Raw genomic sequence first — 14,870 nt, forward strand, 5'->3', positions numbered from 1 at the left:
CCGAAAGCCGTCGCCCGTGCTGAACAAGCTCAAGAACGTCGCCAAGAACCTGCTCGCGATCACCTGGATCCGGCGGGTCTACGAGCTCGTCAACCGCATTTTCCTCGAGAGCTTCGGCTCCAGCCGCGTGCTGTCCCACCTGTATTACACGGGCAGCTTCATCACGTTCAACCGTGAGCAGACCGCCGTGCTGCGCGGACGCCGCAACTACTACCGCAACAAATCGGTCGACCGCCGCACGCACGTCGAGCTGCGACGCAACGTGCACCGCCTCGAGAAGGGCCTCATCATGATGCCCCGCCGCGACGTCTTCGCCCGCGACTACGTCACCGAGACGATCGAGTTCTACGAGCAGGCCGTGCAGCAGCTGGCCCGCGATCCCGAGTCGATGGAGCTCAGCGAGATGGGGTGGGCGCACGACGTGCTCACCGAGTACTTCCGCGCCGTGTCCACCGGCGACGCGATGATCGATGCGGCCCGCCAGCGCTTCGAGGCGGCCGGTCACGACGCCGAGTTCACCGGCAAGGTGCCCTACGTCAAGAAGTCGCTGTCGGGCATCTCCTACGACCAGCTCGACGACCTGGTCATGCAGCGACGCAGCGTCCGCTGGTTCGAGCAGAAGCCGGTCCCCCGCGACCTGATCGACCAGGCCATGCTGATCGCCCGTCAGGCGCCCACCGCGTGCAACCGCCTCCCCTACGAGTTCCGGGTGTTCGACGATCCGGAGATGGTCGCCGAGGTGTCCTCGATCCCCTTCGGCACCGCCGGCTACTCGCACAACATCCCGGCCGTCGTCGTGGTCGTGGGCCGGCTCGAGTCCTACTTCAGCCCCCGTGACCGGCACGCGATCTACGTTGACGGCTCCCTCGCAGCGATGTCGTTCATGCTGGGTCTGGAGACGCTGGGTCTGAGCTCCAGCGTCATCAACTGGCCCGACTTCGAGCCGCTCGAGCGCAAGATGCAAAAGACGCTCGACCTCGACCTCACCGATCGGGTCGTCATGCTGATCGCCGTGGGCTACGCCCATCCCGAAGGCATGGTGCCGTACTCGCAGAAGAAGGAACTCGACACCTTTCGGCGCTACAACTGATGGCGGGCAGCGAGCCTGGCAAGTCCACGGACGCTGCCGCGACCCAGTCGGGTCCCGATCGCCTGGGCCCCGACCAGGATCAGCCAGGTCGCCCCGTGTGGTGGCGGCGCAAGGCGTTGCGCACCACCCTGACCGTCCTGATCGTGGGCGCCGTGGCGGCCCTGTTCACACGGTCACTGATCACCAACTGGTCCGACGTCCGCGAGCAGGACCTGACGCCGGACTGGCGCTGGTTGGTGGCCACGGTCCTGTTCGCGGTCGCGGTCCCGCTGACCGGCCTGCTGTGGCGTTCGATGCTGCTGTCCCTGCAGCCGAGCGCCGACGTGTCGCGCACCGAGGCGGTCTCGGTGCAGTGCGCGTCGTGGTTGCTCAAGTACATTCCCGGCCAGGTCGGCTCGACGGTGAACAAGGTGCTGTGGGCGGGACGCAAGGGCATCAACCGTGGTGTCGTGGTGATCACCATCATCTACGAGAACGTCTTCTTGCAGGTCGCCTCGATCGCCCCCGGGGCTGCGGTCGTGGCCGCCGTGCTCGGCCCCGAGCTGTTCGGCGACGAGCCCGCCGTGCTGCTACTGCCGGTGATCGCGCTCGTTCCGATGGTCATCGCGCTGTGGCGTCCTGCGTTCCATCGGGTGGTCGACGTCGTGGCCCGCCGGGCCCTCAAGCGGCCCGTGCCGCGCGAGTACTTCCTGCCGACGCGCGCCACCGCGATCCTCCTGCTGGGATTCTTGGGACCACGCCTGCTGAACGCCGTGGGCTTCGTGGTCCTGGCGATATCGGTCACCGACGTGGCCCCCGACGAGTGGGCCGTCTTCGGCGCCGCCTACGTCCTGGCGGGGGCGGTCGGCATCCTGGCGATCCTCGTCCCCAGCGGGCTCGGAGTCCGCGAGGCCGTGATCGTCGCGGTGACCGCACCGTTCGTGGGCGTGGCGCCAGCAATCGTCCTGTCGGTCCTCGCCCGTCTCTGCGCTACCGTCGGCGACGTGTTCGTCGCACTCACCTATGTCCTGACCCGTCGCACGATCGCCAAGGAGCTGCGCCCATGACCAGGCCACACGTCACGATCATCGGTTCGGCCCTGTCGGGCAACAAGGGCGCCGCCGCCATGCTGGAGTCCGCGATGCAGACGCTCGACGAACGCATCGGTGACGTCGACGTCACCCTGCTGAGCATGTACCCGGTCGAGGACGCCGCGCAGAACCACTACCCCAACCTGGAGATCGTCCCCGCCACCCCCAAGCAGCTGGGCGTCACGATCAACTCCTTGGCGCTGCTGTACTTCCTGCTCCCTCCACTGCGCCCACTCCTGCGCCGCAAGTCACGCGCCATCGGGGCGTTGGCCACGTCGAAGGTCCTGCTCGACCAGGGTGGCATCACCTTCACCGACGGGCGGGAGAAGTTCCTGCTGTACAACGTCGCCTCGATCCTGCCGGCCCTGTTCGTGCGCACGCCGGTGTTCAAGTGCGCCCAGGCGATCGGTCCGTTCACCGGGCGCATCAACCGGTTCGCCTCCAAGGTCTTCCTGCCGCGATCTCACACGATCGTCACGCGTGGTCGCATCACCCACGAGTATGCACAGGGTCTCGGCCTGACCAATCTCGTGGCCGGGGCCGACTACGCGTTCAGTCTCGAGCTCGACGGTTCGGAGCGCGACGCCGTGGCGCAGGTCGTGGATCTGTCGTTCTTCGACGACGAGGCGCACGTCGTGGGGGTGTGTCCGAGCGTCGTGATGCAGAAGAAGGTCGACGCGGTCGGCGGCGACTATGCGGCGACGATCGCGGAGTTCATCGCGACCCAGCAGGCGGCCGGTCGCAAGGTGGCCCTCATCCCGCACAGTGTGCGCACCGGTACCGACAAGACCCACAACAACGACCTCCCGCTGTGCCGCGACATCCACGGTCGTCTGGCTTCGACCGAGGGCGTGCTGTTCGTGGACTCCGAGCTGTCGTCGCAGCAGCTGCGCTGGTTGATCGGTCAGTGCGACCTGTTCGTGGCCAGCCGTTTCCACGCGATGGTCTCGTCGCTGGCCATGGCCGTGCCCACCGTGGTCATCGGGTGGAGCCACAAGTACCGCGAGGTCCTCGAGATGTTCGACGCCGAGGAGTGGGCCTTCGGGTCCGATCAGCTGACCCCGGCCTACCTGTCCAAGCGCTTCGAGGAGCTGGCGGCTGCGCAGGTCGAGGTCAAGGCCAAGCTCGACCAGCACCTGCCCGATGTCAAGGCGACGTCGCGCGCCCAGGCAGACCTGATCGCCGACATCGTACGCAGCCGCTGACTGCCCCACCCTGTGCGGCCGGGGGGCTTGTGGGGCGATAGCGTTCCGGGCACCGGTGCCCCTCGAGAGGAACTCCACAGATGGCCAACGTGCAGGCAGCGCTCGATGCTGCAGGACTGACCAACCAGAGCGTTCGAGAGTACGTCGAGCACTGGGCCGGGATCACCGGCGCGGATCGCGTCGAGGTCGTCGGTGCCGCTGATGACGACCGGTTGATCGCCGAGTCGCTGGAGGCCGGCGAGCTGATGCCTGCTGGTGAGGGGCGCTACTACTCGCGCAGCTACTTCAAGGACACCGCGCGCGCCGAGGAGCGCACCATCGTGGCAACGGCCACCGAGTCCGACCAGGGCCTGTACAACAACTGGCGCTCATCGGCGGAGATGACCGACAAGCTCGTCGGTCTGATGACGGGAGCCTCGGCCGGCAAGACCATGTACGTCATTCCGTACCTGATGGCTCCGAAGGGTGCTGTGCTGGAGCGGTTCGCCGCCGGCGTCGAGCTGACCGACAACCGCAACGTGGTGCTGCAGATGATCCGCATGGCGCGGGTCGGGGTCGAGTTCATCAATGACCTGGGCGACTCGTTCGTCAGGGCCGTGCACGTGACCGGTGACCTGGAGAATTTGGGTCAAGGCACCCCCGAGGACCAGCGCTACTTCGTCACCGTCGCCGACGAGCGCACGATTCTGCACTACGGATCGTCCTACGGCGGAAACGCTCTGCTGGGCAAGATCGCGCATGGTCTGCGCCAGGGTTCGTACGACGGCTGGAAGAACGGCTTCCTCGTCGAGCAGTTCATGCTGCTGGGCATCGTGGACAAGCAGACCGGAAGGAAGTACCACATCTGTGGCGGCTTCCCGAGCGCGTCGGGCAAGACGAACCTGGCCATGACGCTGGCTCCCGATGCTCTCGGCGACCGGTATCACGTGGAGTTCTACGGCGACGACATCGCGTGGCTGTGGGTTGGCGACGACGGCAAGCTCTACGGCATGAATCCTGAGAACGGGGTCTTCGGCGTCGCGAAGGACACCAACGCGAAGACCAACCCGACCGCGATGGACTCGATCGAGCCGGGCCTGGGTTCGATCTTCACCAACGTCGCCTACAACCCTCGCACCGAAGAGCTGTGGTGGGAGGGCAAGGGTGACAAGCCGACGGATCTTGCCGGCTGGGAGGACTGGAAGGGCGATGTCATCGCCGACCGGTCCCCCGAGCAGGCCGACGCCCCATGGGCGCATCCCAACAGCCGGTTCACCACGACGCTGGCCAACGTGCCCAACGTGGCGGCCGACTTCGAGGATCCCGCCGGCGTCGAGATCCACGGCGTCATCTTCGGTGGTCGCACCCGTGACCGCGAGCCGCTGATCCGCGCGATCCACGACGTCGCCGAGGGTGTCTACGACGGTCTGACGCTCGGCGCCGAGGCGACGGCCGCGGCCGACGGTCTCGAGGGCGTGCTGCGCTACGACCCCATGTCGATGCGTCCGTTCCTGTCCTACGGCGAGGGCGACTACGCCGCGCACTGGCTCGAGGTCTTCAGCCGCACCACGACCAAGCCGATCTTCGCGCACGTCAACTGGTTTCAGCGCGGTGACGACGGCCGCTACCTGTGGCCCGGCTACCGCGAGAACCTGCGTCCCCTGGTGTGGCTCATGCAGTACAAGAACGGCGAGGTCTCCGGCGTGCAGACCCCGGTCGGCGTCATCCCGGCCCGCGACGAGCTGCTGCTCGAGGGCCTCGACGAGCAGGCGCTCGCTGATCTCGACACGGTGCTGACGATCGACATCGAGCGCTGGAAGCAGGAGATGGGCCACCGCGAGGCGCACCTGTCGGACTTCGACCGCGTGCCTGAGGAGATCTGGGAAGCGCACCGTCGGGTCGCTGCCGCCCTGGACGAGGCTGACCAGACGACGGACTGAGGTTTTTCTTTCCGCCGTTACGGGCTCTCGTGAGAGCACATCTGTCGGTCGTGCGACGTGGTCGCCGGTGCCCGGACCAATCCATGGGTCCGGGCCTGGCGAATACCACATGTCACCACAATCAAAGGATGTGACACACCATGAGCGCTATCGCTCGCAAGAAGTACTTCGCCGGCATCGCCGTCGCCGCCATGACCGCCTTCCCGTTGGCCGCGTGCTCGTCCAGCTCCGACTCCGCTGAGTCGACTGATTCGTCTGCCTCCGCGGACAGCAGCAGCAGCGAGTCCGAGGCTCCTCCTGCCCCGGTCGCCGAGATCACCGCGCTGACCGGTGTTGACACCGCTGTCGCGCTCGACACCGGCTTCACCGATGCGCTCGAGTCGCTCGGCCTCACCCCCGGTGTCGTCGGAGACGGCGCCCTCACCGATGGCTCGCTCGTCTTCCCGATCACCGGCGGCAACGTCTCCGTCTTCACGCCCGGCGAGGTTTCGCCGTACGTGATCGGCCAGGTCCAGCACGAGGGCTCAGGCTTCTCGCTGACCGCCGGCGACACCACGGTCGAGATCACCGACCTCAACGTCGACCCGGGCGCTTCACGCGTCTACGCCGACGTTTCGGTCAACGGCGAGGTTGCCGCCTCCAGCGCGTACGTCTTCACGCTGAACGGCAGCACGTTGATGCCGTTGCAGACCGAGGGTGACACCGCGATCCTCGAGGGTACCGAGGTCTCGATCAGCCCGGTCGCAGCTGACCTGCTGAACAGCACCTTCGCCACCGACGCCGTGACCAGCGACCTGTTGGTCGGCGTCGCGACGATCACGGTGAACACCACCTCGGGCGACGACGGCAACTGATCCGTCCCACCCCGGCGAGGGCCGCGCACCGACCACACTGGTCGGGTGCGCGGCCCTCGTGCCGTGTGAGACGTACGGGATCGGGTACGGGCACGAGACCCGTGCACGGCGATCTAGGAGCAGAACATGGCCGAACCTGAGCCCACGTCAGATGGTGACGACGAGCTGACACCAGTAGAGATCGAGCGTGACGAATCGACGTTGGCCCGCCGCGTCGTGCGCCCGCCGCGTGTCTGGATGGGCGTCGGCGCAGCCTTGGTCGGCATGATCGTGATCGGCGTGGCCCTCGTGACACCGGCGCAGTGGATCGCCTTCGTGGGCGCCGTGATCGTCATCGCGGGCGGAATGTTCGCGTGGTGGAACGGCGTGCTGGCCGATGCGCACGGTGGAGGCATGGCCTCGACGGCCGAGGAAGAGCTCCCTGAGGATGCGCACGTCGGGACCCTGCCGGGTGACCGCCTGCACGATGAGAGGGCCGTCTCCGATGCGGCCCGCGCCGAGGCAGCGGTCGCGTCCGTCGAGGGTGAGCCCCGGCTGTCGCCCCCGTTGTCACGATTCGAACGGGGTCGAGCCGCCGCCCTCGTCCTGGCCGTCTGTGCCGCCTGGCTGGTGCTCACCCTGCCCACCTTCGCTCTCGAGCCAGAGAACCACGACCCGGGTCTGCGCCAGGCAGCCGCGGCGATCGTCGTGGCGCTCGCCGCGATCCGCATGGTGGTGACCGGGCCGACGATCAGGTGGGCTCTCGCCGCCGCGATCGCCTCGTTGCTGCTGCTGGTCTCCCTGGCCGTGTGGTGGCCGGACTTCAACGGCCCTCGCATCGCCGGCGTGGTCGGTGGCATGGTGTCACTGGGGGCGGCCGCCTCCGTGATCGTCGCCCTCAAGCCGAGGAGAACCCGCTCATGACCCAGACGTCTGCCGACCCACACCCCTCGCCGGAGCACCCCGACCAGGGTCCGGCCACCCGCCCCAGCGAGGACCCGAGCATGACACCCCCGCCCACCCCCAACCGGTAGCTCTCCGTCGGGGGCGGTGGATCTGCAACCTTTTGTGCCGGGGCGTTGAGAACTCAACTCATCGATCGATCTTTGGGTTGAGGATCCACCGCGCCGGGTACGCCCGTGTCATGAGTGACTACGACACGAACCAGCTCGAAGCGATCCAGGCCGTCGTCGACCGGGTCGGCGCCTACCAGAGCGGCGCCCCTGAGGGCACTGTCGACAACGAGCTGCGCGCCGGCTTCGACGAGACCGGGGTGACGATCGCGGACGCCGACGTCGCGCAGCTCGTCCAGGCGATCGAGGCGGCTGACGGCGACGTCTCGGCCGCAGCGGTGCTCGGCCAGTCCTGAGCTAGTCGAGCTGCTGGGCCAGCACGCTGCCGGGGTTGAGCATCCCGGTCGGGTCGAAAGCTTGCTTGATCGCCTGATGCGCCGACAGGGCGACTGCGTCGAGCTCACGGGCCAGCCACGTGGTCTTGAGGCGCCCGACACCGTGTTCGCCGGTGATCGTGCCACCGAGCTCGAGCGCCAGGTCGGTGATGCGATCGAAGGCTCGTCGAGCCTCGGTCACCTGCTGCTCGTCCGAGCCGTCCAAGATGACGGTGGGGTGCATGTTGCCGTCTCCGGCGTGCCCGAACACGCCGATCGTCAGGCCCGCGTCCGCCGCGATGGTCTGCACGCCGGAGATCAGGTCGACGATCCTCGACCGGGGCACGCACACATCGTCGAGCAACCAGTCGCCCATCCGCTCCAGGGCGGGAAGCGCCTGGCGCCGGGCCTCGATCAGCTGCCCTCCCTCGACGGGGTCATTGGTGCTCGCGAGGTCGACCGCACCCGATGCCGTGCAGATGGTCTCGGCCGCGCGCAGCACGTCACCTCGGGCGGCCGCGTCGCTCTGGATCAGCAGCATGGCCTCAGCGCTCAGACCCATCCCGGTGTGCCGATCGACGGCCTCCAGCGTCGTGCGGTCCATGATCTCCAGCATCGACAGGCCCAGCCCCGACGCCACCAGCTCCGCGACCGCCGCTCCGGCGTCCTTCAGGTCCGCGAAGGTCGCCACCAGGGTCGACGGTGAGGCGGGAGCCGGGGCGAGAGCAAGCGTGATCTCGGTGATGACGGCCAAGGTGCCCTCCGAGCCGACCAGGAGGTGGGTCAGGTCGTACCCCGCCACCCCCTTCACCGTGCGGCGGCCGGTGCGCATGACCCGGCCGTCGGCGAGCACGGCTTGGAGTCCCAGCACGTAGTCACCGGTCACGCCGTACTTCACGCAGCACATGCCGCCCGCGTTGGTGGACACGTTGCCGCCGATGGTGCACGAGTCGACGCTGCCCGGATCAGGCGGGTAGAACAGATCGAGGGCGCGGGCAGCCTGGCGCAGATCGGCGGTCACGACTCCCGGCTGGACCACGGCGATCCGCTCGACCGGGTCGAGGTCCATCGCGGTGAGGTGGCGGGTGCTGAGCACCACCGAGCCCTCCGGCGCGTTCGCCGCACCGCTCAGGCCTGTGCCTGCGCCGCGCACGACCAGCGACCGGCCGCTCGCTGCCACGGCCCGCACGCACGCGCTGACCTCGGCGGTGCTGCGTGGGGACAGCACGGCCGACGGCAGCGCGCGATCGGTGAGTCGCGACTCGTCGTGGGCGAACCCGGCCACGATGTCGGGGTCGGTCTGCACGATGATGGCCGGTAGGTCCTCGAACATGCGTCGAATCTACGTCGCGATCGTGTGGAGCGGCCCGATGACCAGTCAGCAGGTCGACGATGACGTCGTGGTGTGGTTCATCGCCGCCCGCGACTCGCGCAAGGTCGAGCAGATCGAGGCGAACCCGCACGCCTCCGTCACGATGACCGGCGACGGCTCGTGGGTCTCGTTGTCTGGTCGGGCCGCAGTCGTCGACGACCTGGACACGCTGCGCGATCTGTGGAGCCCGCGGGCCGAGGCGTGGCTGCCCGGTGGCCCCGAGGACCCCAACGCGATCCTGGTGCGGGTCGACGTCGAGGGAGCCGAGTACTGGTCCAGTCCCGACAGTCGCGTTGCGACCGCCATCAGCTTCGTCAAGGCCAAGCTCACCGGCGAGACCGCTGACGTCGGCCGCCACGCCGTCGTCGAGGACGTCTGAGAACAGACGCCCCGCGTGCTCAGTCGAGTGGAACAGGACGCACCGACACCGGCGCCAGGACGCGCGCCATCAGGGTGGCGGTGATCGATCCGGCCGCCATCACCGAGGCCAGCACCACGAGCTGGAACCGGCCTGCCTCCAACGGTGAGACACCACCGAAGATGGCGCCGACAAAGGCGCCGGGCAGCGTGACCAGCCCCGTGGTCCTGGTCTGGTCGGTCGACGGGATCAGGGCGGAGTAGACGGCCGACCGGGCCAGCGTGATCGTCGACTGGCGACGCGTCGCGCCGAGTGCGAGCCACCCCTCGACCTCGTCCCAGCGCTCGTCGATCGACTCGTTCAGTCGTCGGCCCGTGAGGGTGGCGATCGACATGGCGTTGCCGATCACGATGCCGCCGATCGCCAGCCCGTAGCGCGCCGACGGCTCGAGTGCGCCGGTCCAGAACACGATCGCGAGGGTCGCGCCGACACCGGCGGCCATCGATCCGGCCAGCACGGCCACGTGGTGGACGCTCCAACCGATGCGGCGGGTTGCGGTGACCGCGGCGACCGAGAACATCACCAGCAACGCCAGCGACACGTAGAAGCCGTTGCCGATGACCTGGCTCAGCACCAGGCTGATGAGCGCCAGCTGGACTGCGCCACGAAGGATGGCCCACGACGGCGCGAAGGGTCGCGGCGTGTGGGTCGACCACAGCACCGCGATCGTCAGGGCCACCAGCAGACCGACCCCCAGTGCCGTGGGGCCGAGCGAGTCGACTGAGGTCATGGATGGGAGCCTAAGGCGTATCGCCAGGTCGAACCGCCGCTCAGCCCAGGGCGCGGTCGAGGTTGATCGCGGCGCTGATCAGCGACAGGTGCGTGAACGCCTGCGGGAAGTTGCCGAGCTGGTCACCGGTGTCGCCGATCTGCTCGGCGTAGAGGCCGAGGTGGTTGGCGTAGGTGAACATCTTCTCGAGAGCCACCGATGCCTCGCCGAGGCGTCCGACGCGGGTGAGGGCCTCGACGTACCAGAACGAGCACAGGCTGAAGGTGCCCTCCTCGGCGCCCGAGTCGTCGTCGACGCCGTCGGGCGAGTCCGAGACGTCGTACCGGAACACCAGGCTGTCGGCGACGAGCTCGGTCTCGACGGCGTCGAGCGTGGACAGGAAGCGTGGATCGGCCGGCGACAAGAACTTGACCATGGGCATCAGGAGCACGCCGGCGTCGAGCGCCGTGCCGCCCTCGACCTGGGTGAACGCCTGCAGGTCGGTGTTCCACGACTCGTCCATGATGCGGGCGTAGATCTGGTCGCGGGTGTCGGACCAGGCGGTGATGTCGCCGGGCAGCCCGCGTTGCCGGGCCATGCGGATCATCCGCTCGAACGCGACCCAGGCCATCAGGCGCGAGGTCGTGTGGGGGCGGTAGCCGCCGCGCACCTCCCACATGCCGGCGTCCTCGCGCTCCCAGTTCTCGGTCAGCCAGTCGATGATGCGCTGCATGTCGCGCCACGCGTCGTGCGAGAGCCCGGGCCCGTACTTGTTGAACAGGTAGACCGAGTCGATGATCTCGCCGTAGATGTCCAGCTGCAGCTGGTCGACGGCGCCGTTGCCGACCCGCACGGGAGCCGAGTCGCGATAGCCCGACAAGTGGCCGAGCTCGTGCTCGTCGACCGGTGAGCTGCCGTCGATGTCGTACAGCACGCGCAGCGGACCGAGGTCGTCGCCGTTCGCATCCAGGTGCTGCTCGTCAGGGCCCTCGCCCATGCGCTCGGACAGCCAGCGCACGAAGGCCTGGGCCTCGTCGGTGAAGCCGAGACGCAACAGGGCATAGAGACTGAATCCGGCATCGCGCACCCATACGTACCGGTAGTCCCAGTTGCGGCCTCCGCCGATGGCCTCGGGCAGGCTCGTGGTGGGTGCCGCGATGATCGCGCCGGTGGGTTCGTGGGTCAACAGCTTGAGCGTGATCGCCGACCGGTTCACCGTCTCGCGCCAGCGGCCGGTGTAGGTGGAGCGCTCGACCCAGTCATGCCAGAACGTGCTGGTCGCATCGATCAGTGCGTCGACGTCGGCCGTGGTGCAGGCCTGCGGCGCAGCGCCGTCGGCGAGGACCTCGAGCACGAACACCGCGCTCTGGCCGGTCGCCAGCTCGATCTCGGCGGTCACGTCGTCGCCGTCGACCGACAGCTCGGTGGTCGAGACGAGTCCGAGCCGCAGTCCCGCGCCCGTCAGGACGACACCGTGCTCATCGGTCACGACCTGGGGCGTGGTGCGCGCGTAGTCGGGTCGGGCCGAGACGACCGAACGTACCCGCGTGCTGCCACGTACTGCCGTCACGCGCCGCACGATGCGCTGGCGGTGGTCGGGGTCGGCGCGCTGGATCACCGGCATGAAGTCGTACACCTCGATGACCCCGTCCTCGGTGAGGAACCGGGTCGCGAGGATCGCGGTGTTCGGCACGTAGAACTGCTGGGTCCGCACGGAGCCGCCCACCGGCTCGAGGCGCCAGCTGCCCCCCACCTCGGTGTCGAGCACCGAGGCGAACACGCTGGCCGCGTCGAACCGCCCCGGGCAGAACCAGTCGATGGTGCCATCCATGCCCACCAGGGCGGCGGTCCGCAGATCACCGATCAGACCGTGGTCGGAGATCGGCAGGGCGGAGGTCTGATCGCTCACTCGGGCAACCGCCAGTGCGTCATCTTCACGGCCTCGTCCGGACCCCACGATCCCGCCTCGTACGGCTGGACCGCGGGAGGATCCTCGAGCACCGGGGTCACGATCTGCCAGAGACGGTCGACCTCGTCGGCGCGGGTGAACAGGGTCTGGTCGCCGTGCATCACGTCGAGCAGCAGCTTCTCGTACGCCTCCAGCGGCTCCTCGTCGTCGTGGCCATGGTGCTGCAACGACAGCTCGAGGGTGGCCGGCTCGAGGCTCAGACGGGGACCGGGACGCTTGGCCTGCACGTCGATGCGCACCCGAGGGGTGTCCGACAGGTCGAGCACCAGCTCGTTGGGCGGCTCGACCTCGTCGCCGAACCGCGCGGTGGGCGGGCGCTTGAACCGCAACGTGATGGTGCGACGCGTCTCGGCCATCGACTTGCCGGTGCGCAGGTGGAAGGGCACACCGTGCCAGCGCTCGTTGTCGACCCAGGCCCGCACCGCGATGAAGGTCTCGGTCTGGGAGTCCGGGTCGACGTCGTCCTCGTCGGTGTAGCCGGCGTACTGGCCCCGCACGACGTCCTCGGGCCGCAGCTCACGCATGGCCTGGAAGACCTTGGCCTTCTCGTTGCGCAGGCTGAGCGCATCGAGGTGGATCGGCGGTTCCATGGCCACGAAGCCCAGCACCTGGCACAGGTGGGTGGAGATCATGTCGCGCAGCGCGCCGGTGGACTCATAGAAGCCCGCGCGCCCCTCGATGCTGAGCTCCTCGGGCACGTCGATCTGCACCGACTCGATGTGGCCGGCGTTCCAGGCCGGCTCGAGCAGGCCGTTGGCGAATCGCAGGGCCAGGATGTTCTGCACCGCCTCCTTGCCCAGGAAGTGGTCGATACGAAAGACGTGATCCTCATCGGCGACGTCCTGCAACGTCTCGTTGAGGCTTCGGGAGGACTCCAGGTCGCTGCCGAAGGGCTTCTCGACGACCAGCCGGGCACCCTCGGCAATGCCTTCTGCTCCCAGCATGCGCACCATCGGCTCCATCGCCGACGGGGGCACCGAGAGGTAGACGACACGCTGCACCTCATCGCCCAGCTCGTCTGAGGCAGCCTGCACGGCGGTTGCGAGATCGGCGCCGTCCTCGGCGTCGGAGGTCTGGAAGCTGATGCGCGAGGTCAGCTCGTCGGCGAGATCGGTATCGAGATCATCGACGGTGTCGGCCAGCCCGTCGCGGATCTGCTGGGCGAACTCGTCGTCGGTCCCGGGGGAGTGGCGGCCTGATCCGATGATGCGGTACTCGCTGGGCAGTCGCTGGGCCTCGGCCAGGTGGTACAGGCCGGGGAACAGCTTGCGCGCAGCGAGATCGCCGGTGGCTCCGAAGAGCACGAACACGTGGGGCGGCAGGGTCTGATCGCGTGAGGTCGACATCGCGACCAGCCTACGGTCGCAGCGCTGACATGGCAGGGGGGCACGATATGGACATGACCACTGCTGTCCGGGCCGCGACGGCCACTGACGTTCCCCGCATCCTCGAGCTCGTCCATGCGCTGGCCACCTACGAGAGGGCTGCCGACCAGGTCGAAGCCACCGAGGAGGACTTCGCCCGCGCCCTGTTCCCCGGCGACGGGCATCCGGCCACGTTCGCGCACGTGGCCGAGGTGGACGGGCAGGTCGTGGGCATCGCGGTGTGGTTCCTGACCTTCTCGACCTGGACCGGCAGCAACGGGATCTGGTTGGAGGACCTGTTCGTCGACCCCTCCCATCGGGGGACGGGCCTCGGTCGCGATCTGCTTGCCGCCCTGGCGCGTGAGTGTGTAGAGCGGGGACTGCCGCGCCTGGAGTGGTGGGTCCTTGCGTGGAATGCGCCCAGCATCGCCTTCTACGACTCGCTCGGTGCCGCACCGCAGGATGAGTGGACCACCTACCGCATGTCCGGAGAGGCCCTGGTGTCGCTCGGCACGAGTGACTAGAGTCGGCGCCGACTCAGGAAGTTCTCGACGAAGGAGTGCGCTGTGCGACGCACGGACCGTGGGGTGGCCGCCATGGTGTGCTCCACACCCGAAGCAGTCGCCGGCTGACGCAGCAACGTGGCCGGTGCGCATCCGCCTGCCCATGCACCGCCGGTCCACCTGACCGGCATCCGTTGAGAGAAGTACGCCATGCAGCCACTCACCGAGCGCGACATCCGCGCCTCGTTCGTCAACACCTCGCGCCGTGAGACCACCCAGGCGCCAGTCCCCCACGACCTGACCGATCGGATGTGGGACGACCTCGACCTCCTCGGCTGGACCGACCCCAAGGCGCGGCAGCGCGGCTACGTGGTGGTGCCGACCGAGGCGGGTCCGATCGGCCTGCTCCTGCGGACGGAGAGCCGCGGTGCAACGCGGCGGGCCATGTGCGACTGGTGTCAGGACCCACAGGCCACCGAGGGCGTCGTCCTCTACGTGGCTCGACGGGCGGGTGCCTCGGGCAAGCAGGGCAACTCGATCGGAGCGATGGTGCACGCCGACCTCTCGTGCTCCCGCCACGCTCGGCGTCGACCCACCCCGGAGGAGGCCGGTCGCCAGCCCGAGGCGTTCGTCGCCGGTCGAGTCGAGGCGCTGCGCGAGCGGACGGCCCGCTTCGCGACCCGCGTGCGCGACGGTGATTGAACCCGAGTGGGGCCGGGTACCGCCTGGGCAGACGATCGAGGAGGGACCCAGTGCCGAAGGACGACGATCCGAGCATCAAGAACCCTGAGATGTACGAGGCGCTGCGCGACGACGGCGCCTCTAAGGAGAAGGCCGCTCGCATCTCCAACGCTGCCGCTCAGCGGGGGCGCTCCGAGGAGTCCGTGGGAGCCAAGGGTGGACGTGCTGGGTCGTATGAGGACTGGACCGTCAGCGATCTGCGGGCGCGGGCCAAGGAGCTCGGCCTGACCGGCTACTCGGACCTGTCCAAGGACGACCTCATCGAGCAGCTTCGCCAGCACTAGGCCACG

At 68.4% G+C, this 14,870-nt stretch carries 15 protein-coding genes; 11 read left to right on the forward strand and 4 right to left on the reverse strand.

Going from position 1 to position 14,870, the window contains the following annotated elements:
- Positions 1–16 precede the first annotated feature (16 nt).
- The 7 genes from ACHAA3_RS10510 to ACHAA3_RS10540 all read left to right on the forward strand — a co-directional run bounded on the left by ACHAA3_RS10510 (position 17) and on the right by ACHAA3_RS10540 (position 7,486).
- A complete protein-coding gene (locus ACHAA3_RS10510) occupies positions 17–1,090 on the forward strand; it encodes a nitroreductase family protein (protein WP_435708961.1) in 1,074 nt (357 codons plus the stop codon).
- The gene (locus ACHAA3_RS10515) at positions 1,090–2,136 is read left to right on the forward strand and encodes a lysylphosphatidylglycerol synthase domain-containing protein (RefSeq protein WP_435708962.1); all 1,047 of its coding nucleotides are present in this window, start codon (positions 1,090–1,092) and stop codon (positions 2,134–2,136) included. Before ACHAA3_RS10510 ends, ACHAA3_RS10515 begins: the two co-directional genes overlap by 1 nt.
- On the forward strand, positions 2,133–3,365 hold the full coding sequence (locus ACHAA3_RS10520) for a polysaccharide pyruvyl transferase family protein (protein WP_435708963.1): 1,233 nt from the start codon (positions 2,133–2,135) through the stop codon (positions 3,363–3,365). The genes ACHAA3_RS10515 and ACHAA3_RS10520 overlap by 4 nt, the downstream gene beginning before the upstream one ends.
- Before the next feature lie 80 nt (positions 3,366–3,445).
- Entirely contained in the window at positions 3,446–5,284 is a 1,839-nt protein-coding gene (locus ACHAA3_RS10525; RefSeq protein WP_435708964.1) for a phosphoenolpyruvate carboxykinase (GTP), read from the forward strand.
- A 140-nt stretch (positions 5,285–5,424) separates the two neighbouring features.
- Positions 5,425–6,138, forward strand: a complete 714-nt coding sequence (locus tag ACHAA3_RS10530) for a hypothetical protein (protein WP_435708965.1) — start codon at positions 5,425–5,427, stop codon at positions 6,136–6,138.
- 126 nt (positions 6,139–6,264) lie between these two features.
- Positions 6,265–7,041, forward strand: coding sequence for a hypothetical protein (locus ACHAA3_RS10535; RefSeq protein WP_435708966.1), 777 nt, complete (start codon positions 6,265–6,267; stop codon positions 7,039–7,041).
- A 220-nt stretch (positions 7,042–7,261) separates the two neighbouring features.
- The gene (locus tag ACHAA3_RS10540) at positions 7,262–7,486 is read left to right on the forward strand and encodes a hypothetical protein (protein WP_435708967.1); all 225 of its coding nucleotides are present in this window, start codon (positions 7,262–7,264) and stop codon (positions 7,484–7,486) included.
- Position 7,487: 1 nt separating this feature from the next.
- Here ACHAA3_RS10540 and ACHAA3_RS10545 read toward each other — a convergent pair whose 3' ends face one another.
- Positions 7,488–8,837: an FAD-binding oxidoreductase gene (locus ACHAA3_RS10545; RefSeq protein ID WP_435708968.1), complete on the reverse strand. Its 1,350-nt coding sequence runs from the start codon at positions 8,835–8,837 to the stop codon at positions 7,488–7,490.
- Positions 8,838–8,874: 37 nt separating this feature from the next.
- Between ACHAA3_RS10545 and ACHAA3_RS10550 the strand changes: the two genes are divergently transcribed.
- Positions 8,875–9,255 (forward strand): pyridoxamine 5'-phosphate oxidase family protein, encoded by a 381-nt coding sequence (locus ACHAA3_RS10550; RefSeq protein WP_435708969.1) that lies wholly within the window; start codon positions 8,875–8,877, stop codon positions 9,253–9,255.
- 19 nt (positions 9,256–9,274) lie between these two features.
- Here ACHAA3_RS10550 and ACHAA3_RS10555 read toward each other — a convergent pair whose 3' ends face one another.
- Genes ACHAA3_RS10555 through zwf form a run of 3 tightly spaced genes read right to left on the reverse strand, consistent with a single transcriptional unit; the run spans position 9,275 to position 13,318 of the window.
- Entirely contained in the window at positions 9,275–10,024 is a 750-nt protein-coding gene (locus tag ACHAA3_RS10555) for an ABC transporter permease (RefSeq protein WP_435708970.1), read from the reverse strand.
- Positions 10,025–10,064: 40 nt separating this feature from the next.
- The gene (locus ACHAA3_RS10560) at positions 10,065–11,912 is read right to left on the reverse strand and encodes a glycoside hydrolase family 15 protein (protein ID WP_435708971.1); all 1,848 of its coding nucleotides are present in this window, start codon (positions 11,910–11,912) and stop codon (positions 10,065–10,067) included.
- The gene (gene zwf / locus ACHAA3_RS10565) at positions 11,909–13,318 is read right to left on the reverse strand and encodes a glucose-6-phosphate dehydrogenase (RefSeq protein WP_435708972.1); all 1,410 of its coding nucleotides are present in this window, start codon (positions 13,316–13,318) and stop codon (positions 11,909–11,911) included. Before zwf ends, ACHAA3_RS10560 begins: the two co-directional genes overlap by 4 nt.
- 53 nt (positions 13,319–13,371) lie before the next feature.
- Here zwf and ACHAA3_RS10570 point away from each other — a divergent pair, with 53 nt between their 5' ends.
- The 3 genes from ACHAA3_RS10570 (at position 13,372) to ACHAA3_RS10580 (ending at position 14,864) form a co-directional block, all read left to right on the forward strand.
- Entirely contained in the window at positions 13,372–13,860 is a 489-nt protein-coding gene (locus ACHAA3_RS10570; protein WP_435708973.1) for an N-acetyltransferase family protein, read from the forward strand.
- Positions 13,861–14,049: 189 nt separating this feature from the next.
- Positions 14,050–14,541 (forward strand): FBP domain-containing protein, encoded by a 492-nt coding sequence (locus tag ACHAA3_RS10575; RefSeq protein WP_435708974.1) that lies wholly within the window; start codon positions 14,050–14,052, stop codon positions 14,539–14,541.
- A gap of 50 nt (positions 14,542–14,591) precedes the next feature.
- Positions 14,592–14,864, forward strand: coding sequence for a DUF7218 family protein (locus ACHAA3_RS10580; protein WP_435708975.1), 273 nt, complete (start codon positions 14,592–14,594; stop codon positions 14,862–14,864).
- The last annotated feature ends 6 nt before the right edge of the window (positions 14,865–14,870 follow it).

Origin of the sequence: Aeromicrobium sp. CF3.5 (genome assembly GCF_051262695.1) — a bacterium.
GTDB lineage: Bacteria > Actinomycetota > Actinomycetes > Propionibacteriales > Nocardioidaceae > Aeromicrobium.